The sequence below is a fragment of the Mycobacterium sp. 20KCMC460 genome, assembly GCF_022179425.1.
Taxonomy (GTDB): Bacteria; Actinomycetota; Actinomycetes; order Mycobacteriales; family Mycobacteriaceae; genus Mycobacterium; species Mycobacterium kiyosense.
The window spans coordinates 2,508,019-2,527,903 of record NZ_AP025524.1 but is presented as its reverse complement, the minus strand read 5'-3'; the positions used below and the strand labels follow the sequence as shown (position 1 = coordinate 2,527,903).

Here is a 19,885-nt window from a genome sequence, read left to right as displayed (position 1 = left end):
TTTTTGCTCCCAGCGCGATTAGCTCAGCGGGAGAGCGCTTCCCTGACACGGAAGAGGTCACTGGTTCAATCCCAGTATCGCGCACCAGCATCACCGCAGGTCAGACATCATTTTTAGATTTCCGATCCGGCCTCGTGCCCATGATGTGCCCAACAGATGCGCCGGCTGCCTTCTCGATCACCACACGAGAGGGGTTTGCCCATGACCACCAACTATCCCGTCGACTCGACTTACCACGCCTGCTGCGATGGCATCGGCACCCACACGGCCGCCTGCGGCGCGGGTCGGTTGTCGGACCATTCGGGCAAAGTGCACACCATGACCAACACCACCACTCCCGAATCCCCCACCCAGACATGGCGCGATCTCGTACGCCGGCTCACGCCGGAGCAGGTCGCTGACCTTGAGGAATGGGAACGCCGCGGCGGGGACTGCACTCCCGACGCCTACCGCGAATGGCTGGTCGGCGAAGCGCGCGACTACATCGCTACCAACGAGCGCGATGCCGAACTCTCTGCCCGTATCCATCCACCCGCTGGCGCCAAGTCAGTCGACGGATGGAACAGCATCGATAAGCAGACCGGCCGCCAGTGCCGGCCGGTGCGGTGGGCCACCTACGCCGCCGGCCGCTTGTCGGTCGATATCGATGGCTTGCAGGACGAGACCGGCGCCGTTGATGGACCGCACCTGACGGTCTTCGGCCTGGAGGACGGCGGGGCGCTCACGATTACTGATGCGCGTCAGTTGGCTGTTGCCCTAGTCGCGGCTGCTGATGAGATGGAGCGGCTGACCGCCTGATCGCAACGAACACGAGCGGCCCCGGGCATCCGAACTGCTCGGGGCCGCCATCACGCCCACGCCCACTCCACTTTCCTTGCGGCCCGTTCTCTTTCTTTGCGCTGCGCGACGACGAACGCGTCTTCGACGCGGGCAGTTTGGATGTTGAAAACCGTTTGCGGTCCAGGGCGCGGGGCAGCGCCGACACTGTGCACACTGTCCGCCGCCCCCGCGGCCGGGGCCGGGGTGAGGGCCGCGGGCTGCACCATCGACGCCGGGGTCGCACCACCACCTCCACCGCCGCCGGAACCTCCGATCGAGATGCCGCTGACGAACTTCGAGATGCCCTGCAGCCAGCCGGGCGAGCTGGGGACACCGAACGCGTCAAGCGCCGCCCCTACCTGGCCGGACACCGCGGCGCCAGCTGCTTGACCGAAAACACTGAGGTCGGTACCGCTTTGGGTCGCGCCGACACCTTGGCCGAGGCTGCTGAGCCCGAATCCGGCCATGTCGCTGAACGACGTCGGCAGCGCGAACCCGCCCGACGAACCGCCCGCCCCAGACGACGCCGGGGTTGCGCCGGCCGCGGCGCCGGTGGACGCGTCCTTGAGCCCCGCCGGGGTGGCCGCATCATCACCTCGACCTTGGCCGGGCCTGGTCGCGCCACCCGAGCCTTGCAGAGCCCCGAGGAGGCCGCCGGTGATGCCCGGGCCCGAGAAGATGTGGACGTGGTCCATGTGGTTCTGCGTCGGTGAGCCGCGGTCTTCCATGTCGTAGCCGCCGCCGCCCGGATAGTAGAGATGCTGCCGCCAGATCACCCATTTCAGGTCGATCGCAGCAGCATTCGCGAGCGCGAAGTCCTTGACAGCGTCGCCCTTGGCTTTGTCGTTGCCGACCATCACGTCCAGGGCACGGCCGGTGGAATGCTCGCCGTACTTGTCGGCGGGCCGGTAGCCGCCGATGTCGGCGATCCCGAAACGTTCCGCGATGATCTTGCGGAGCTGCGCTGAACCGGCGACCAGGCCACCCGAGTCGAAACCCGGCAGCGACTTAAGCCAATCCCACAGCGGCACACCAGCATTGACCATTTGCAGCAGCGGGAGATTCTTCGCGGTGTCCTCAGCGTTGGTGAGGAACTCGCCGTTGGACACCCGCACCGTCGCCGGCAATCCGAGGATACTGTCCGACGTTCCAGTGCCCGGGCCGCGGATCATCCCGTTGAGAACATCGGCCATGCCGCCCGACGCGCGGCCGGGGAGTTCGGGGCCTAGTCCTCCTTGACTGACCGGAATGTCGTACAGGCTCTGTGAGCCCTTGCTCGGATTGACGCCCGGCACCGGCGGCGGGTTGTCCTCAACGCTGCGCTGCGTCGGCGGCAGATTCTGCGGGTTCCCCTTCCACCGGTTTGCGGCGTCGAACCGAGCAGGATCGTTGCTTAACAAGTCGGACAGGTGGTCCAGTGCAGGCTGCGCCTCGTGCAGCGCGAGAACAATTGCCGAGATCGGGCCTGCCCACTTCGCCAAATTCGCGGCGATACCGGGAGTGACGCCCTCGATCTGCCCGGCAAAATCCTGGACTCCCGCTTTGGCTCTGACGAAGTTCCCTTGCAGTTCCCCAGCTTTCTGGGCGGCTTCAGAGAGCGGCTGCGGCCACGATGAGATGTCGATACCCAGTTGCTTTGCGACCGGCGCCATCTGGGTTATGGCGTTAGCCACGCCCTGCAGCCCTCCGCTGGCGTCCCCTTGCCTAATACGGGCTAGAGCGTCGGCCATACCCCGTACGCCTTCGGCGGCCGGAGTCACATTGTCCGCAACTTTGCGCAGCCACTCGCCCACAGGGCTGTTGCCGATCGCCTTTCCGATCGTCTCGCCGATCGCGCCGCCGATTTTCTCGCCGATTTTCCTTTTCAGCTCATCGACCGGCATATCCATGTCATCGGCCGCGTCCTGCAGCGCCTCGTTGATCGTGTCGCGCAACACCTGGCCGACACCCTGACTGGCCTCCTGCGCCTGCCTCTTGACCGGGCCGGGGTCGATCTTCGTCTCAATCCGGACCTGCGGCGGCTTCGACTTCTTGACCGCATCGGCGACCGACTTCTCAACCTTCGCCGGCTCGACCTTCGGCTCAACCGGAACTTCCAGCGGCTTCTTCTTGACCGCATCGCGCACCGACTGGTCGAGCTTCTTCGCCTCACTCGACCCAGAATCCGGCCACTTCGGCTCAACCGTGACCGGAATAACCTGGCCCGCGATCTGCTTCTCGATCGCCTCCGAAACACCCTTAAGGCTGGGGATGATCTGAAGGACAGCATAGCCAATTGTGGTGTCGCTCATGCGATTTCATCCATAGTTACTCGGTCCGACATGCCGTTTTCAGCCTCTCAGACGGGTCTTACCCCGCCGGCTATCCTGTGCCGTTTTCTCGGAATGATGCTTGCGGCAAAGGCTTTGGAAATTCGACGGGTCGTAGCGGCGTGAGTCGCCCTTCGGCAGCTCCGCCAACGGGACGATGTGGTCGACGACGTCGACCAGGCGCGGGCAGCCGGGCACCGCCCACACACGCGCGGCGGAGCAGATGGCATGACGAGACTCCTACGAAGACGTCAGGGTGGCCTTGACGACACCGAGGGGCTGGTAGACCGACGTTCCGAACCGGCCTTCACAGCGAGCACGAACGGTGTTGGTTGAGAAGTCCGTGGCGTTGCTCACCTCCGACCACTGCAGCGCCACGCCGCTGGTGTCGGTGTCGACGCCCACGGCACCTGTGGCCAGGACGTGCCCCGTGCCCGATGCCTCGACGTTGGCCACGACGACCGGGACGCCGAACAGTCTTCGACTCGCCGCGTCGTACGGCAGGCTCATGTGCTCGATCGCGTTGGTGGAGGCCACCTGAAGCTCAACGCTTTCCCAGTCGAGCGGGTGGAGCACGATGCCAGCGGGGCTGAACCCGAGGGCCTCGAGCTTCGTCAGGGACTTGCGCAACGTGACCAGGGGGCTGGTGGCGTAGGCCTGCGTCTGAATGCCGCTGGTGCCGTTGATATCGGCCAGCACCTTCGATTCCACGGCGGTCTGGATACCGTAGGCGAGTTCGTGCTCGACGAAGGTCTTCAACTCGGTGGCATCGACGAACCAGTACCTTGGGACACCTTCGCTCAGGTGCGCGATGACAGACAGCGAGCCGTCGATCGGCACGATGGTGTACGTCGATGTCGGCTTGACCGCGCCCTCGGCGACGACGGCCGCCGCGTTGCTCCTCACCGACTGCCTCAAATACCGGTAGGCGGGCTGGCCGTGCTTCTTCACCGGCAGGATGTTCAGCAGCGACGTCGCGGGCCGGTTCATCGGGATCGGCGTGGCCGTGAGTTCGGTGTCGACGAACACCGGGCTTCCGGTCGCAAGCCCCTTCTGCCCGAGGCCCGACGCCGCCTTGGCCGACCAGGACTTGCCGAACGACAGGAACTTGCCACCCGTGCCGCCGCAATCGCCGCCGGCCTCAGCCGCCATCGCGTCGAGCTGGCCCATGATGTCCGAAGTCTTCGCGGCACCCGCGTCGTAGGCCTTCAACGCCGCCAACGCGTCATCGACGATCTTCTTCTCGGAGGGGGTGAAATCGCGGCCCTCGTCGATTGCCTTCTGCGCGAGGTCATGGACTCTCTTGCGCAGTTGGTCCCGAAATTGGTTCATCTGTCAGCGCCTCCTCGACGCAAATCCGCGCGCGAAATGCGCGCACTGAAGTGGATTCGCTTGGAGGACGGACGGATTGGGCTGGTCCCCGGAGGACGGACCCGTGTACCGCTGGTCAAGGCCAAGGCTTATCCCCCCGCGACGATGGATGAGGGCTTGACCGCTGGCCACTCCGGGCGCCGGCTGTACGGACCGACCCCGGGGGCGGACGGGCTGACGCCCCCACCACATCCCCACAGAAAGAGACCCCCCGATCATACGTCGCCGCCCTGACAATGCGGCGCATTCTCCTCGTCGTCGGCAAGCCGGCGCACGAGCGCGATCCAATTTGCCAGGAACTTCTCCGGATCCTCGAGCCCCCGATCGAGCACATGATTCAGCGCGGCGGCCTGGGCCAAGATGAGCCGATCGACGTCCTCCGCGGTCTCGCACTCCGCGGCCAGCAGCGGCAGCACGTCGTCATCGCCACGGCGCCGGGCCAACGCCAGCCGCAATCCGCGCTCAACGTCGCGGTACCCCGGCAGGATCACTTTGCCGCCTCCGGCCCGCGTTCATGCAACGTCCTGTGCATAAAACTCCTCAATTTATCCACCATTTTCGGCTAAAGGTTTGCTGTAGCAGGGTTGGATTTTGCTCCGCTAGGCAGAGGGTTTGCTGCAAAACGGCACCCCCTGGCCCAAATAACCCCCCCACCAGCACTTTTGTGCAAAAAACAGCCGCACCACCGGGCCGCGGGGCGTTTGTGCTGGTCAGAGCGATGCGGACCCCCTTACCCCTGACCTGCGGTTTTGCCGCTGGCTTGTTTGCTGCAGCGGAGGTTGCGCAACGACCAGGTTTGCTGGGCGTGGATATGCATGCTCGGTTATGCATAGAGCTGGCCGTCGCTGTTGTCGGGGTCCGCGTCGAGGTCGGCGTCGATGAGGGTGCGTTGGAGTGCTGCGCGTGTGGCGTCCGAGCCCTGCAGCAGCATCAGTGCGACGACCAGGTTGCGGGTCTGCACGGTGAGGATGGCCAGGGTGGCGTCCAGTCCTGCGACTGCGGCGCGGGTGAGTGCCCGGTGGACGTGCTTGGGGTTTGCGTCGAGTAGGCCGAGTGCGAGTTGCGCGCCGATCGCCTGGTGGTTTGGTTCGATCTGGATGTCGAGCATCTGCAGTTGGGGTTGGCGTTCGGTCATGCGGTGGGTTGCCTTTCGTTGAGTGCTCGGCGGACGGTGCCCGCGCTGCTGCCGGTTGCTGTGGCGATCGCGCGGTAGCTCAGGCCTTTCTGGTGTAGCGCGGCGAAGCGTTCTGCCCGCTGCGTCTTTCGGTCGGCGGCGGTTGGGGTGGCGGGTGGGCGGATGATGCGGCCGGCGACGACGCCGTGGGGTTGTTGGTCTGGTGTGAGGTTGTCGAGCCAGTCGCGGCAGGCCATCAGCGCCGGGCATTGAGCGCAGGCGTCGAGGGCGTCGTGACGGGCTTGTCGGACGGCTGCTGGTGGTTTCCGTTTCCGCCAGGGGGTGCTGGTGGCGTCGAACAGTTCCCACTGTCCGAGGCATCGGGCGCCGGGTAGCGGTGGGAGGGCGGCGGCCAGGGCGGCGAGCATCTCGGGCAGCGATGTGTGCGCGGTTGACGTGGGGTCTGTGTTCTGGCTCATGGGGTTTGTCCCTTTCATCGTTTCCCCTACCCCCCCTCTCTATAAGAGAGGGGGTAGGAACGTGATTGCTATTGCCGTGATTGCCGTGATTGCTCGCGTGACTTCTCTTCTTGCACTGCTCCGTTCTTTGTGATGGGTGTGATCGATGCGTGATACTCGGAATCGGGGAAAGGCGGCGTGACGTCTCTACCAGCGGTTTTGCCGATTTCGTGAATGGGGCGTGATTGGTTCTCAGCCAGGAACCACGCGGTGCTCTGACGCGTCTCGCCACCGCCGCGACTGCCTTCGATGCGCACCAACACCCCTGCCGCGGCCAGCTGGTCGAGCTTGCGGCGGGCTTTCTCGACGTCGGCCCGCGAGGGTGTCGTCTTCTCCGTGATGGCCTGCGCGGCGCCCTTGGCCGTCAGCCCGTCGACTCCTGACGCGCGCACGAGCGCGACAAGATCGACCGCGTGATCGACGGTCATCTGCCCGCTGGTCTGGTCGTGCAGAAGCCGGTAGGGGCCGACCTCATCAGCAGGTTGCTTCACGTGCCGGAAGCTGACGATCGGGTCGCCGGGTTCGCCGCCGAGCAACACGACCGATCCGCAGCCCGACGTCAGCCATGTTGAGCCGTAGACGTCGTCCACCGACGGGGCGCCGCGTGGTGTGAGGGGGTTGCGTTTCTTGGTGTGGTGCAACTCCATCATCTGACACCCTTGGGCCAGCACGGTTTGTCGTGCCCGGTTCCATTGCGCGCCAACGCGGTCCTCGCTGAGGCTCACGGCCGCGTCCTTGAGGGAGTCGACGACCACAACCCCTGCGCGGTAGTAGTCGACCATGCGGGCGAGCGTGCCCGGGTTGGCGGCGAGGTCGCGTGTCGGCGGGCCGCGCCACACGTGGAGCCGCTCGGCCAGCACTTGGCGGTCGGCCTCTCCGAAGATCCGGCCCGCGGCCCGCGCGATCTGGTGTGGGCGGTCCATCGCGAGGTAGAGCACTCGGCCCACGTCGGTGCTGACGGGCAGACCGAGCAAGCGACCGGATCCGAGGCCGAGGAGTTCACGCACCAACGCCAGGGCCAGCGTCGTCTTACCGAGGCCTTGGCCGCCGGCCAGCATGAACGCCTCACCGGCCGACCACAGCACCGAGTTGTCGCGGCCCCAGATCGCGGGAATGCCGGCCGGCGTGTCCAGCACGAACTCGGCGCCGCTGACGCCATACTCGGGCGACGGCGCCGGGTCGACGTCCTGATCGAGAACAATCACGGCGGACGCCTCGACGGCGTCGAACCGTAGCCGCTCGGCGATCTCCCGACCTCGAGCGAGTAGGTCGTCCTCGGTCATGCGATCTCGCCGCCGCTCGCTTCGAACAACAGCTCGGCGAGTTGACGTTCGTTACCGCCGCGTCGGTAAAGCGATTGCAGCACTTCGATTTTGAGAAGCGGCACTTGGCCGGCCCTGAGGAGATGCAGAGCGGCATCGCGGCCCGCATCGATCATCTTGTTTGACAGCGGCGGCCGAGAGCATGTGCACGGCCACGGATCTGGGCATCCGCAGTCGAGTGGTGCGACGCGTCGGCGGGCAGCGCGTCGCCGTTTCCACGCGGCCACGCCGTTATGCTGGGGGCGATCCGCTGCCGTGGATTCTGACGGAGCCGCCTCCCGGGCAGTGAGGCGGCTCCTTCGTAGGTTCCTCATGCGCGCCCGATCGGCTGCAGAAGGGCGTCGAGTTCATCGGCGTCGACCTTGATGAGCCTGGGCCCAACGCGGTAGCCGGTGAGTCGGCCGTCGGCGATGTATCGGCGGATGGTGCGCGGGTTGACGCCGAGATATTCGGCAGCGTCGTTGAGGGCGAGGTGACGTTTCGCGGACATGTCGAAACAAGCTCCTTGACTTGTTTCGGCAGCCCAACCGTGTTCCCCTCGCAGGGGTTTCGCGCACCGCTCCGGACTAGTTGTGTCAGTCTAAATCAGCATGCGCCCAAAATGTCTGCTTAACGCCCGGTGTGTCTGCGACCAGAGCGGCCAGCTGGACTTTGTCGATTGTGACTTCACCATGATCGCGGCACGAGTAGAAGCCTAGGCACTCGATCGGAGCAACGGCGCGGGGCAGATTCGGCCGACGCCGAAAGACGATCTTGCGATCGGCACCAGTGCCGACGTATCTCAGAATTTGACTCTCACGCTCAGCGATCTCAGCCTCGAGCTCTGCGACCGTGGGCGCTGCCAGCGGATACCAATCCACGATCGGCTCGGGGTGCTCGTTCTTGCTCATCGCTAGGTAGCGGCCTTGGCCGGTCGACTTCACTTCACCAATCGGCCTGCGACACTTCGGTTTTCCGTACCCACAACGGACGATCACCAACGGGATTTCATCGAGGTGCTCTATCCACCATTCCGCCATGCCCGGCCATAGACCTTCGTACCGGTGAGTGTCTGTCACGGCATACCTCCGTTCTCGGCGATCTTCGAGAGCAGAGCGGCGATCTGGCGGTCGCGGCCCTGGGCGGCGTGCTGATAGCGCATTGCGGCCTGTGGTGTGGAGTGGCCGAGGCGGGCCATGAGTTCGGCGAGGCTGGCTCCGGTCGCCGCCGCGAGCACCGCGCCGGAGTGGCGCAGGTCGTGCCAGCGGAGATCCTTGCGGCCCGCGGCTCCACGCGCTTTATACCAGTGCCGGTACAGCGTCGATGGCTGCAGGTGCCCGCCTGACTCGTTCGCGAAGATCAGCGAATCATGTTTTCCACCAACATATTTCGATAGATGCGTCTCGATTTGCGGAATGATGTGCGGCGGGATCGCGACGTCCCGTACGCCGGCGTCGGACTTCGGCGTCGTCACGGCGTACTCCCCCTGAGTCCGGACGGCTGCGCGTCGAATCCTGATCACCTCAGCCGACAAGTCGATGTCGCCGCGGCGGAGCTCGACGGTCTCGCCGAACCGCAACGCGCACCAGGACGCCAGCATCACCATCAGTTGCAGCCGTTCGGGCATCGCAGCCGTGACGGTGGCGAGTTCGTCGATCGATGCGGGCCGGATCTTGTGCACGCGCTTGGAGCGGCCTGCGCCGGTGATCCGACACGGGTTCGCGTCGAGCAGCTCGTCTGTAACCGCGCTTCCCATGATGGTGCGCAGCAGCGAGTAGGCATGGCTGCGCAGCGTTGGCCGATCGGCCAGGGTCGCGGTGTACCAGTCGCGGACGTCCTTCGGCTTGATCGAGGACACCTGCCGGTTGCCGAAGGTGGGCAACAGGTGGTCATCGAGAATCTTGGTGTAGTGCTCGCGAGTGCGGGCCTTGATGGGGCGGCCGGCGACTTGGCGGCCGTCGAGCCAGCCGGCGGCGTAGGCGCCGAAGGTGACAGGGTCGGGGCGGTCGTCGTCGGTGGCGTCCCAGACCTTGCGGTCGATGTCTCGGCGCTTGGCGACGACGTAGGCCTCGGCGTCGATGCGGGCGGCGAAAGTGTTCGGTGCTGGCCGGCGGATCCCGTCAGGGCCGGTGTAACGGACTTGGTAGCGGCCCGATGGCAGCTTGCGGATGGTGGCGAAGGACCGTTTGTCGCGGGTGGCTGCCATGGGCTCTCCGAGTGTCCAGTATCGCGGAAATGTATCGCGCTCGTGCCCGATACGTGCCCAATCACTGTACCGCCGTGTCCGCTTGCGTCATTTCATGTCACGCGATACTGTCCCGAGTGTCGCCTGATCAGAGGACTTCTTTGCAGGTCAGACATCAGATCGAGAAACCGCAGCCAGCCAACTTCAATCCCAGTATCGCGCACCAGGTTTCACGCAGGTCTGACCGAGTTTCTCAGACCAGCATCGGTCGATATGGGCCAAATGTGGGCCACACAATTACCGCGCTAGCAACCCGACAGACGGGAGCTAGCAGCAGTGCCACACCCACCACTCCCCCAGCCCCCGGCGCGTACACACTGAGCACGTGGGCAGATTGGGATCACCAGTACCGCGTCGTTTGGACGCCGGACGTCGCCGTCGCGGACTGCTTGGTCACCGGGTCGGCTATCCAGTTCCCGGACGGCAGGGTCGGTGATGGTCACCGTCGTCACGATGACCGTGACCCGGAGCCGCCGCTGGTGATGGTCGGCGAGCATCAGTTCACCACCGCTGAGGCCCGGGAGTTGGCGGCGGCGGTGGTGGCTACCGCTGACCGGATCGACGGGTGGGTGACGCGATGACCGCGACTGAATCTCACCCAGCCCTCGCCCACGGGTGCCCGTTCTGCGGTGCTCAGCCGGGCAGGCCGTGTGTGACCCGCAATAGCGTCCGCGAAGCCGAATGGCCGCACCGCCGTCGTACCGCGGCGGCGAACCCCACGCCCCCGCCGGCGGTCAAGCAGGCGTTGTGCTGCCAGTGCGGCCAGCTGCGTACCTACAAACAGGCCAAAGCAGAACGCGGACCCTTTGACCCACTCGACAGGTGGCGGCGGCGGTGGGTCGGCTCGCTCAAGTGCTCGCACTGCGCGGTCGTCACCAGGCACGCGCTTCTGATCCCGCACTCGTGCTCGTATCGGGACAGCGACGAGCGCGAACAGGCCCTGGCGCTCGGCGATGCGCCTCGCACGCAAATGGAGCAACTGACCGACCTCGAACGGCTGCGCCCGGAGTACCGCGCCGCGTTTCCGCAGAATCCGAACCTGCGCCACCTGTGGCGGGTCAGCGACGAGGCCGCCGCTCGGCAGGCGGGCCAGCGGCAGGTGGCCACGCTGTGCGGGGGCACCCATCAGCTGCTTGGTGACCACACGCTGGCTCGGGCGGAACGGCTCAAGCCTGAGTATCTGGCGCCGGCCCCGGTGCGCGCCGATGAATACGAGGATCTAGACACTGGAATGTCTTGGCGTGACGGGGATTGCGTGGACTGTCTGCGGGTGTACAACGCTCAGGTGCTGAGCAAGCGCCGACGAGATCTGCGGGCGCGGCTTGTTCGGGCGTTCGTACTGGCCACGAAAGATGCGCAGTCGATCGAGAGGCTCTACGCCGCGCTGGGTGAGGCCGTGCCAGATTGCTGACAACGGCAAGGGTGACGATGTGGACGGGGGCAGGTATGCAACGTGGCCCCCGTTGTCGACGGAGGTAGCGTGGCCCAGCGTGGACGAACCCTCCGATGCACTTCCGCACGGGCCGGATCAGATATCTGATGCCGCCGCATTCAGGACCTACAGCCTTGAGCAGGTTGCCGCGATGATCCTGCCTGCAGAGCTGAAAGATGGACGCCGCTGGCTTGCCGACCGGCTGAACCGAGGAGAAGCGCGCGGGTACAAGATCGGACGGACCTGGCGGATGACCGAGGCGCACGTCGCGGAACTGATCGAACGCTGCAGCAACACCCTCAGGGAGCCCGAGCCGGCGCCGACTAGGCCGGCGAATTCCATCATCGACGGATTGTCGCCCCGGGCACGCAGACGCGTCCGGTATCAGGGTCCGTAAGTACTCGGCGGGATCCGCGTGCTGTTAGTTCTCAGGCAGCGGCGGCAACTGCTCGTTAGGGCAGCGTTCCAGGTCGCTGTTGATCAATTCCTCGGCCAGCGCGTCAACGTCGTCGGGTTCAGGTGTGCAATTCTGCACAGCTGATATTTCCTGCCGCAACAGTCCTCCCGATTGGTACCCGTGGCTGACGTTGCTGTCCAGTGGATCTCCAGTAACGAGAGCTCGGCTCCCCGTGCCACAATCGCGGAATGGGCCCCGTGTCGATACTCGAGCGCGATATGTACACCGAGGCTGCCGCGGCTCGGTTGCTCTGCGTGCCGCAGCCAACGCTGCATTATTGGCTTGAAGGTAAGTCCTACCGCGGTCGGACCTATGAACCTGTGATCCGGGATCGGCCCACAGGCAAGAAGGTTGTGACCTGGGCGGAGTTCGTGGAGGCAGGTCTGCTCAGCCAATACCGCAAGAAGAGTGTGCCGCTGGACGAGGTCCGACAATTTATCAAGTACCTCCGCGACAAGTTCGGAGTGGCGTACCCGCTTGCGCACGAGCGCCCCTGGATGGCGGGCAAAAAGCTTGTCATTGAAGCCCAGGAATATGTGGATCTCCCACGCGAGTTTTGGTTGTTCGCCCCGGTTGGTGAGCAACCCCTCTTGCTTGCGCCAGGACAGTACTTTCTCGATCGTGTCGAATTCGCCGGCGGCGTCGTCGACGCGTGGCGGCCTGCGGGCTCAAAGTCCCCTGTGGTGATCGACCCCGAGCAGCGATCCGGTCAACCGTCAGTGGACGGTATTAGCACCGCGGTTATCTTCGAGTACTCAGAGTCAGGAGCTTCCGCATCCGAGATCGCCGAGGACTTCGACTTACCCGTCCGTGATGTCCGATTAGCTATTGCATTTGAGCAGGAACGAAACGCCGCATAGGGGTCGAGGCCTGCAGTGATGGCTCGCAAGAAGTCGGAAGTTCAGTTCTATTTCGACGCAGACATTCTCGGGTTGGCGAAGGTCATTTGTCCACTCCCTGGCGACCCTGGCGCTGTAATACACAATCGCGTGAGGCCGAAATGCATTGTGCCCGAACCAAGATGGAAGGATCGTCAGTGGATTCCACTTGTCGCTAAGCAGCATTGGATAGCAATTACTCGCGATAGCAACATCCTTGACCACCTGAGTCTGCTTCAGCTGATCCAGGATCACGGTCTCAGACTTGTCGCACTCACCGGCACCGACGGTGCGACCAAGTGGGGTCAACTTGAGATCGTGATGAGCCAGTGGCGACACATCACCGGGTTGATTGCTATACCTGGCCCCGCGCTATTCACCTGCACGCGAACATCATTCAGGCGAGTGGACCTGAAACGCCGCCTTGATGAAGTCCGTCGTACAGCATCCGAGAACCCAAATCATCCCGAGGCTTCCAAACCGAAGAGACGACCACCAACACGCCAACAAGAGCGACTATTCTGACTCCCCGTTAGCCCCAAATTCGGCCCGCGCGCCGCGCGGGGTAACTTTTTGGGTTATTCGAGTACGCCCGTGGGCGCACCGAATCCGAGTACCCGCGCCAGGTGCATGAACAGGCCCGGGCCCCAGGTGTGTCGGCAGACCTGGCAGGTGCAGCCGGTCTCGGTGACGATCTGTAGTGCTGGAACGCGGACGAGTTCGCCGGCGGAGTCGCGGCGGTAAGCGGTGGCGGCTCCGCACGCGGGACAGGGCGCGGAGACGTGCTTGACGCTGGCCGGGTGAAGCAGGGATTGCACTGAGAAGCAACAGGATTCAACGTTGCCCATTGAAGCGGTGGTCTCCGCCGCTCGGCTGGCGATTCCGGCGATGGAATGGCTACTGGTCGCTGTCTGTGATGCGGTGGCCCTGTTTTGAGTGGTTGCCTGTGCTGCAGGACGACTGACGAGTACCGGAGTCTCGCTGATTTCGCAGACTCCGACGCCGTGCGCCATACCTCGCTCGATAAATACCTCGCGGGCGTGGTCGGCCTTGGACCAGCGGAAGGCGACGTAGAGGATGTTGTGGCCGATGGCGTAGTCGGTGTCGGCGTCGCCGTCGGAAGCGGTGCGTCGGGCCCGTTCATGGGCGGGAAGATTTTGATGAGGTCGCGGTAGAACGCCTGCAGTCGTGGGGTGGTTACCGCAGGGTCGGTGTAGGAGTGCTGTTCGGACCATTTGGCTTGTCGCGCATACCATGCCAGCAGTTCGGCGTCCCTGGGCGCTGTGTCCGGGTCGAAGGCGAAGAGGTCGTAGGACATCCGGGGTGGGTGTCGGCTAGCTGGAGCGGGTCTGGCGGCGGCTCTCAAGTTTGTCGTGCGCCGGTTCTTTCTTCGGTGCGGTGCGGGATGTGGTGGTTGCGGGTGAGGAAGCTGGCGTGTCCCGAGAAATGCCAGCTCCGGGTTTGGTTGCTGCGGTAGCGCTCGCGTCCGCAGCCATGGTGAACTCGGGTTGTTCGCGAAGTTCCCAGCCAGACGGCACCCCATGGTGGTCGTAGAAATGCTGGAACAGGTCGATGGCCTCGGTGGCACTGAGAACTTCAGCGGGCCGAACGAGGTAACTGTTGTCGCCGTTGCGGATGGGTTCGGTTGCCTCGGAATCGGTTTCGGTGGTCGGGTGTCCGATGGTGTAGACGCGATAAAAGCCGTCGGAGTCGAGACGCCGGATTTCTACGGTGAGTCTATCCGGGGCAATCCCGGTGGTTTGGACCCACTCATCGGGGTAGATGGTCTCGTCGTAGGCCGCATCAGGCGGCAATGGGTAGATCGAGTAGATGGTGTATTCGCCGTCGCCGAGGCGATTGATACCCGCAGCGATCTGGCCCGGGATCTCCTCGGTGAACTCGCTCAGCCACCCGGACGACCGGTTTGACTTCCGCACGTGGGTGGGGCGTTCGAGCTTCATTCGCCAGGCACCGTTTTGACGTGCACGCTGGTGACTTTCACGGTTTCGACTTCTCCTCGTTCGTTGGTGATGGTGACGTAGGCGGGGTTCTCGGCGCTTACGCTGCCGTCGAAACTGCGCTCAGGTCCACTCAACGATGCTCCGCCGGATTTCACCTCGACTCCATCGGAATCACCCGAAACCTGGGCCGCCCCCGGCGACGATCCGGCGAGGTTGCCCACGCGGGTGCTCGACTCCTGCCTACGTGCCCAGCCGGGCCCCCAAGTGCTACGATTATCGTAGTAAATCTCAAGCGGCTGACTTTCGATCGGAGTTCGCAGGTGAAACGCACGGACCCGGTACCGGGGCGATTCCTCTACGCCGCCTGGAACGTGCATCTGCGGCAGATCGGCCCTTTCGTGGCACCCAGCCTGGCGCGGCAACGCAAACTCGACGCCATCGGGACCGGTCTCACACAGCTCGAATCAGTACCCGGGATGGGCCACGTACGACTGCTGGAATCGACGTTCGTCGTCCCACTCCCTGGCACACCGCGCTTCGACGTCGCGCTGTTGATCGATGGCAGCGACGAGGCGATCGAGGCGGCCCGGCCGGTACTGGACGGATTGGATCTGGGCGAGCCTTCGTTGATGACTCTGGCACGCAATGTGGAGCGGTCCGGACAAACCGACAGCCTCGACGGACCAATCCTGTTGAACCACTTCGCATCTTCGAGAACTTCGGCGGAGGTTGCCCGGGTGTGGTCCGGGATCTCCGATTGGTATGGACAGGTGCTGGGCGTGGATAACTCCACGCTTCTGGCCTTCGACGATCCTTGTGGCTACGTCGTCATGAACTACGCGAGCATCCCCGGTCCGGTGGTGCGGTTCATGGCCGATCAGTTACTACGCCCCAGCTTCCGTAGCCGTGTTGTCGGTCCGTTGAAAACCGTTGACGCCCGCGCCCTGCCGGTCTTCGCGCGCCGGGTCCACCGCTGCGAGCAAGGAGGATAATTCTCGTGGACGTCACGGTTTTCGGAGCCGCAGGACCGACCGGTGTCTGGATATGCCGCGAGGCGCTGCGAGCCGGTCACCGGGTACGGGCGGTGAGCCGCCGGCCCGATCCGCTGCCGGATCTATCCAGCACTCAACTCACCCAGGTGAAGGCCGACGCGATCAGCGGCGCCGGTGTACCGGAGGCGGTGGAAGGTGCCGACGCGGTGCTATCGGCACTCGGCGCCTCCTACACCCGGCACCCGGTATCGGTGTATTCGGCAGGCACGCAACGGATTGTCGACGCGCTGCGCACCGGTGGCCGGGGCAACCGGTTGGTCGTGGTCAGCTCGGGGCTGACCTACCCACCGCCACCCGGTTTCGGTTTCATCCCCGACCACATCGTCTTTCCGTTGCTGCGCAACGTGTTAGGGCGAACGCTGTATGCAGACATGCGCCGGATGGAGGAGTTTCTCCGGGAGTCCGACGACATCTCCTGGACGATCATGCGGCCGGGACGGTTAATCGACCGGCCGTCGGTCTCGGCCTATCGGCTGGATGTTGACCACCCGACACAGGGTTACACCGCTCGCGCAGATCTGGCGGCCGCCATGGTCGCCGAACTGGACACCGCTACGGCGCATATCCATCAAGCAATAGCACCGACAACGCCGCGATGACACCGTCACCGGACGACTTCGCCGGGATACTGAGGGCACTGCAAGATCTGCGCATCGGATTTGAGATCGTCACCGAACGTGTCGCGAAAGCCTCGCGACTCAACCCACGAGACCTCAGCGTGCTCGACGTATTGCATGCTCACGGACCAGCAACTCCCACCGCGATCGCAGACAAGACCGGCATCACCCCCACCACACTGGCAGCGATTCTGACCCGGCTCGAACGTGACGGCAGGGTCAACCGATACCGCAACCCCCACGACGCGCGTTCATCGTTGCTGGCCATCACTGAAGACACCGTGCGTGAATTGACGCAGCTGTACGACGACCTGAACAACGATCTGATACGCACCTTCGCGGCGCTGACCGCCCCCGAGCGCGCCACCATCACCGGCTTCTTGCACGATCTCGTCACCACGATTCACCGAACGCCACCCTCGGGCCCCACCCCGGAAGATGCAGCCAAACAAGCTCTCCCGGAGGAGATTTCGGGCTCGGCCCCCATAAGTGCCGAAGCCGTGGCCGGTGAACGGTAACTTCGCCATCGTCTCGGGATCGGCGACGCCGACGAGCACGCGCCCCGAGCGCTTGACCACCCGGGCCAAGGCCCTATTCAGCCTTACGCTTGCGCCGCCGCGGCATCGAACCGGGTACAGCATTAGACACCAGGACAACTCAGCCTATAGCGCGTTAACCACCAGTGCGACAACGCCATTCAGCCGGTAGCCGCGCCGAGCGCCGAGCCATCGGAGGCGCCGGCTTCCAGCGTGAACAAATCGGTGTGGATGTCGTAGTCGAACAGCTCCGCGTAGCGCCCCCAGCCGACGGCGATGTCGAGCTGCTCCTGCGCATCCTGCTGGTTGAATCCCTGTTGCAAGATGTCGAGGAAGAAACTGGCCCGCAGACTGCTGCCCTGACAGTCCTGCAGCGCGTTGCAGATGGTGCGCACCAAGGGAGCGCGGGTGCGGGCCTGCTGGGCGAAGACCTGTTTGCTCACCTGAATGTCGGCGGTGGTGAAATCCCTTCCCGCCGAAGTGAGTTCGATCTCCACACCACTGACGCGCACAAAATCCAACAACGCCGCGGCATCGATCAAGGGGAACAGCGCCTTGGCGTCGATGCCGAGGTCGGCGACGATGTCCGCGATGCCGACTCGCCCGCCCTTGCCGTGGACTATCTCGACCAATCCGGCCAGTCCCCCGACGGTGGCCTTCGGCAACGGATGGGTTGCCGGTGTCGCGGCGGCGGGTTCGCCGAGGGCGGTGGTCGGCCCGGTGCCGGTGAGCAGCCCGTAGAGTTCGTCGACCAGAGCTTGGAACGCCGGGGCATGCCGATCTCGCGGACGCTCCAAATTGATCGGCAATTCGGCGACGACGCGACCGGGATTGCTGCCCAGCACGATGATGCGGTCCGCCAGGATGATCGCTTCTTCGATGTTGTGCGTGACCAAGCAGATTGCCTTCGTCGGAAAATCCTGCCCGGCCCACAGCGACATCAGCTCGTTGCGCAGGTTCTCCGCGGTCAGCACATCGAGGGCGGAGAACGGCTCGTCCATCAGCAGCAGATCGGGCTGCAGCACCAACGCCCGGGCAAATCCGACGCGTTGCCGCATACCGCCGGAAAGTTCTTTGGGATAAGCGGATTCGAAACCGTCGAGCCCGATCAGGTCGATGGCCTCCAACGCGCGCTTACCCCGCTCGGCCGGGGCGACTTTGCGCGCCGCCAGTCCGAGTTCGACGTTCTTCTGCACCGTCAGCCACGGCATCAACGCGAAGTTCTGGAACACCATCGCGGTACCCGGGTTCGCGCCGACGAGTTCGGCGTTGCGATACCGCACCGCGCCGTCACTGGGCGCGACCAGTCCCGCCATGATCCGCAGCAATGTGGATTTGCCGCAGCCGGACCGACCGAGCAACGCCACCACCTCGCCCTCGCGGACATCGACGTTGATGTCGTCCAAAACCAGCAGCGTGCCGCCGTTGGGTTTGCGGAAACTCTTGCAGGCGTGGTCGAGATCGATGATCACGTCGTCTCGCGTCATGGGAACCTCTCTAAAACCAGCGGATCAGGACAGGGAGAATCGCCGCTCGGACAAGCGGTAAAGCGGTTGCCAGAGCACGACATTCATGGTCACGACATACAGACTCATCGCGATCACGCCGATCAGCAGGCGTGGCGAATCCCCGACCGCGGTGGCGTGCGTGATGTAGGAACCGAGACCGACGGCGGACAGCGTCGTGTCGTGGTACTGCACGATTTCGGCGACGATCGAGGCGTTCCACGCGCCGCCGGCGGCGGTGATGCCGCCGGTGACGTAGCTGCCGAAGATGCCGGGCAGTATCAGGGTGCGCCACCGCAGCAACGTCGGCAGCCGCAGGCTGGCCGAGGCGTCCCGGAGTTCGTTCGGAATTGCGCTGGCGCCGGCGATGACGTTGAACAGGATGTACCACTGCGTGCCGAGCGCCATCAGCAGGATGCCGCCCCAGTTGATGCTGATCCCGGTGACCAGCAGCACCGCGGTGAACAACGGGAACAGGAAATTCGCCGGGAACGAGGCCAGCACCTGCACCACCGGCTGGGCGAGGCGAGTCACCTTGGGGTTCATGCCGATCCACACACCGACGGGCACCCAGATCAGTGTCGAGATGACGACCACGGCGACCACCCGGGCGAAGGTGGCCAATCCGAGCAGTGCCGCGTGCCCGAACTCGGCGAAGCCCGCACTGTGGGCGATGTACTCGACGACCCGGAAGGCGCCGTAGCCCAGTGCGCCGGCCAGTGCGAGGACGAAGACGGCGTCCCCGATGCGACGACGCACCTCCGATGTCTTCAGCGCGTGCCCGGTCGTTCCGAACACCGCGGTGGCCCGGTCGATCGGGTAGATCAGTCCTCCGAGTGGACGACTGATCACCCGAGGAATGCGCGAGCGCCGCAGGATGTCCAGCGTGACGCTGCGCGGCGCTTCCACGGCCGTGGACTCTTCGATGCGGAATCGCTCGGCCCACGCCGTCAGCGGCCGCCAGAACAGCGCATTGACCCCGATGACCACCACGATCATGGTGGCGATGGCCAGGAGAACCCGCGCCAGATTTCCCTCGGCGCTGGCAGCGGCGACGTAGGCACCGATCCCCGGCAGCGCGAACTTGTGGTTGTTGACGCTCAAGGCTTCCGACGCGGTCAGGAAGAACCAGCCCCCGCCGAAACTCATCATGCCGTTCCAGACCAACGGGATCATGCCGCTGGGCAGGTCGACCCGCCAGAAGCGTTGCCATCGCGACAACCGCAGCAACCGGGACGCCTCGTCCAGATCATGCGGCTGGGCGATCAGCGATTGATAGAACGCGAACGTCATGTTCCACGCTTGCGAGGTGAAGATCGCAAAGATCGAAGCCGACTCCAAGCCCAGCAGCGAGCCGGGGAACAGCGCGATGAACCCGGTGATGGTGATCGCGAGAAAGCCCAGCACCGGGATGGACTGCAAGATGTCCAGCAGCGGAATCAGCACCTTCTCCGCGCGGCGCGAGCGCGCTGCCGCAGTGGCGTAGAAGAACGTGAAGATCAGCGACAGACCCAGTGCGGCGAACATGCGCAGCAACGATCGCGCCGCGAAGTACGGCAGTTGGGAAGGGCTGGTCGACAGCGACGAGGGCGCACCCGCGACTTCCCAGGGCACGGTCATGCCGCCGCCGACCCGCAAAATCATCCACAAGAGCACCACGGCGCCGAGAAAGACCGTCAGGTCGGCGAGCGGGCTGCGGGTAGGACGCAATATCGGACCGGGGCCGGTGAAGGCACGGGTTTTCGTCACACTCATATCCCCGACCCGTCA

Annotated in this window: 24 protein-coding genes and 1 tRNA gene; 9 read left to right on the top strand and 16 right to left on the bottom strand. The window is 64.5% G+C overall.

From position 1 onward, the window contains the following. Positions 1–12: 12 nt before the first annotated feature. A tRNA-Val gene (locus MKCMC460_RS11920) sits at positions 13–87 on the top strand. Between the two features lie 114 nt (positions 88–201). Beyond that, complete coding sequence (locus MKCMC460_RS11915; RefSeq protein WP_236976321.1) at positions 202–798, top strand: hypothetical protein; 597 nt, start codon at positions 202–204, stop codon at positions 796–798. Positions 799–848: 50 nt separating this feature from the next. On the opposite strand, the gene MKCMC460_RS11910 is transcribed toward MKCMC460_RS11915, so the two are convergent. The 11 genes from MKCMC460_RS11910 to MKCMC460_RS11860 form a co-directional block, all read right to left on the bottom strand. Next, on the bottom strand, positions 849–3,110 hold the full coding sequence (locus MKCMC460_RS11910; protein WP_236976322.1) for a hypothetical protein: 2,262 nt from the start codon (positions 3,108–3,110) through the stop codon (positions 849–851). A gap of 39 nt (positions 3,111–3,149) precedes the next feature. Then, on the bottom strand, positions 3,150–3,326 hold the full coding sequence (locus MKCMC460_RS11905; RefSeq protein WP_236984234.1) for an HNH endonuclease signature motif containing protein: 177 nt from the start codon (positions 3,324–3,326) through the stop codon (positions 3,150–3,152). Between the two features lie 42 nt (positions 3,327–3,368). Further along, positions 3,369–4,460 carry a phage major capsid protein gene (locus tag MKCMC460_RS11900; RefSeq protein ID WP_236976323.1) on the bottom strand — a complete coding sequence of 364 codons (1,092 nt, stop codon included), beginning with the start codon at positions 4,458–4,460 and terminating at the stop codon, positions 3,369–3,371. Between the two features lie 254 nt (positions 4,461–4,714). Beyond that, positions 4,715–4,990, bottom strand: coding sequence for a hypothetical protein (locus tag MKCMC460_RS11895; protein ID WP_236976324.1), 276 nt, complete (start codon positions 4,988–4,990; stop codon positions 4,715–4,717). Between the two features lie 332 nt (positions 4,991–5,322). Further along, positions 5,323–5,634, bottom strand: a complete 312-nt coding sequence (locus MKCMC460_RS11890) for a hypothetical protein (protein ID WP_236976326.1) — start codon at positions 5,632–5,634, stop codon at positions 5,323–5,325. Beyond that, a complete protein-coding gene (locus MKCMC460_RS11885) occupies positions 5,631–6,092 on the bottom strand; it encodes a helix-turn-helix domain-containing protein (RefSeq protein WP_236976327.1) in 462 nt (153 codons plus the stop codon). The genes MKCMC460_RS11890 and MKCMC460_RS11885 overlap by 4 nt, the downstream gene beginning before the upstream one ends. A gap of 68 nt (positions 6,093–6,160) precedes the next feature. Beyond that, a complete protein-coding gene (locus MKCMC460_RS11880; RefSeq protein ID WP_238305764.1) occupies positions 6,161–7,414 on the bottom strand; it encodes an AAA family ATPase in 1,254 nt (417 codons plus the stop codon). Then, positions 7,411–7,569: a hypothetical protein gene (locus MKCMC460_RS11875; RefSeq protein ID WP_236976330.1), complete on the bottom strand. Its 159-nt coding sequence runs from the start codon at positions 7,567–7,569 to the stop codon at positions 7,411–7,413. The genes MKCMC460_RS11880 and MKCMC460_RS11875 overlap by 4 nt, the downstream gene beginning before the upstream one ends. 194 nt (positions 7,570–7,763) lie before the next feature. Beyond that, positions 7,764–7,943: a helix-turn-helix domain-containing protein gene (locus MKCMC460_RS11870; RefSeq protein ID WP_236976332.1), complete on the bottom strand. Its 180-nt coding sequence runs from the start codon at positions 7,941–7,943 to the stop codon at positions 7,764–7,766. An 85-nt stretch (positions 7,944–8,028) separates the two neighbouring features. Beyond that, positions 8,029–8,511, bottom strand: a complete 483-nt coding sequence (locus MKCMC460_RS11865) for a hypothetical protein (protein ID WP_236976333.1) — start codon at positions 8,509–8,511, stop codon at positions 8,029–8,031. Then, positions 8,508–9,638, bottom strand: a complete 1,131-nt coding sequence (locus tag MKCMC460_RS11860) for a site-specific integrase (protein ID WP_236976334.1) — start codon at positions 9,636–9,638, stop codon at positions 8,508–8,510. Before MKCMC460_RS11860 ends, MKCMC460_RS11865 begins: the two co-directional genes overlap by 4 nt. A gap of 263 nt (positions 9,639–9,901) precedes the next feature. Between MKCMC460_RS11860 and MKCMC460_RS11855 the strand changes: the two genes are divergently transcribed. The 4 genes from MKCMC460_RS11855 (at position 9,902) to MKCMC460_RS11840 (ending at position 12,426) form a co-directional block, all read left to right on the top strand. Continuing rightward, positions 9,902–10,258 (top strand): hypothetical protein, encoded by a 357-nt coding sequence (locus MKCMC460_RS11855; RefSeq protein ID WP_238305762.1) that lies wholly within the window; start codon positions 9,902–9,904, stop codon positions 10,256–10,258. Positions 10,259–10,329: 71 nt separating this feature from the next. Continuing rightward, entirely contained in the window at positions 10,330–11,088 is a 759-nt protein-coding gene (locus tag MKCMC460_RS11850; protein WP_236976336.1) for a hypothetical protein, read from the top strand. A gap of 79 nt (positions 11,089–11,167) precedes the next feature. Beyond that, positions 11,168–11,506 (top strand): helix-turn-helix domain-containing protein, encoded by a 339-nt coding sequence (locus tag MKCMC460_RS11845; protein ID WP_236976337.1) that lies wholly within the window; start codon positions 11,168–11,170, stop codon positions 11,504–11,506. A 248-nt stretch (positions 11,507–11,754) separates the two neighbouring features. Then, the gene (locus tag MKCMC460_RS11840; protein WP_238305760.1) at positions 11,755–12,426 is read left to right on the top strand and encodes a DUF433 domain-containing protein; all 672 of its coding nucleotides are present in this window, start codon (positions 11,755–11,757) and stop codon (positions 12,424–12,426) included. Positions 12,427–13,022: 596 nt separating this feature from the next. Here the strand turns inward: MKCMC460_RS11840 and MKCMC460_RS11835 are convergent. From MKCMC460_RS11835 to MKCMC460_RS11825, 3 genes are all read right to left on the bottom strand, one after another. After that, the gene (locus MKCMC460_RS11835; protein ID WP_238305759.1) at positions 13,023–13,262 is read right to left on the bottom strand and encodes a hypothetical protein; all 240 of its coding nucleotides are present in this window, start codon (positions 13,260–13,262) and stop codon (positions 13,023–13,025) included. A gap of 516 nt (positions 13,263–13,778) precedes the next feature. Beyond that, positions 13,779–14,405 carry a hypothetical protein gene (locus MKCMC460_RS11830; RefSeq protein ID WP_236976344.1) on the bottom strand — a complete coding sequence of 209 codons (627 nt, stop codon included), beginning with the start codon at positions 14,403–14,405 and terminating at the stop codon, positions 13,779–13,781. Beyond that, entirely contained in the window at positions 14,402–14,626 is a 225-nt protein-coding gene (locus MKCMC460_RS11825; RefSeq protein ID WP_236976345.1) for a hypothetical protein, read from the bottom strand. The genes MKCMC460_RS11830 and MKCMC460_RS11825 overlap by 4 nt, the downstream gene beginning before the upstream one ends. A 99-nt stretch (positions 14,627–14,725) precedes the next feature. Between MKCMC460_RS11825 and MKCMC460_RS11820 the strand changes: the two genes are divergently transcribed. Genes MKCMC460_RS11820 through MKCMC460_RS11810 form a run of 3 tightly spaced genes read left to right on the top strand, consistent with a single transcriptional unit; the run spans position 14,726 to position 16,592 of the window. Then, positions 14,726–15,397 carry a hypothetical protein gene (locus tag MKCMC460_RS11820; RefSeq protein ID WP_236976346.1) on the top strand — a complete coding sequence of 224 codons (672 nt, stop codon included), beginning with the start codon at positions 14,726–14,728 and terminating at the stop codon, positions 15,395–15,397. A 5-nt stretch (positions 15,398–15,402) separates the two neighbouring features. After that, positions 15,403–16,056, top strand: a complete 654-nt coding sequence (locus MKCMC460_RS11815) for an NAD(P)-dependent oxidoreductase (protein ID WP_236976347.1) — start codon at positions 15,403–15,405, stop codon at positions 16,054–16,056. Then, positions 16,053–16,592, top strand: coding sequence for a MarR family winged helix-turn-helix transcriptional regulator (locus MKCMC460_RS11810; protein ID WP_238305758.1), 540 nt, complete (start codon positions 16,053–16,055; stop codon positions 16,590–16,592). Before MKCMC460_RS11815 ends, MKCMC460_RS11810 begins: the two co-directional genes overlap by 4 nt. A 179-nt stretch (positions 16,593–16,771) precedes the next feature. Here MKCMC460_RS11810 and MKCMC460_RS11805 read toward each other — a convergent pair whose 3' ends face one another. Together MKCMC460_RS11805 and MKCMC460_RS11800 are read right to left on the bottom strand one after the other, a co-directional pair. Continuing rightward, positions 16,772–18,097 carry a nitrate/sulfonate/bicarbonate ABC transporter ATP-binding protein gene (locus MKCMC460_RS11805; protein WP_236976349.1) on the bottom strand — a complete coding sequence of 442 codons (1,326 nt, stop codon included), beginning with the start codon at positions 18,095–18,097 and terminating at the stop codon, positions 16,772–16,774. Positions 18,098–18,121: 24 nt separating this feature from the next. Beyond that, on the bottom strand, positions 18,122–19,870 hold the full coding sequence (locus MKCMC460_RS11800) for an ABC transporter permease subunit (RefSeq protein WP_236976350.1): 1,749 nt from the start codon (positions 19,868–19,870) through the stop codon (positions 18,122–18,124). Between the last annotated feature and the right edge of the window lie 15 nt (positions 19,871–19,885).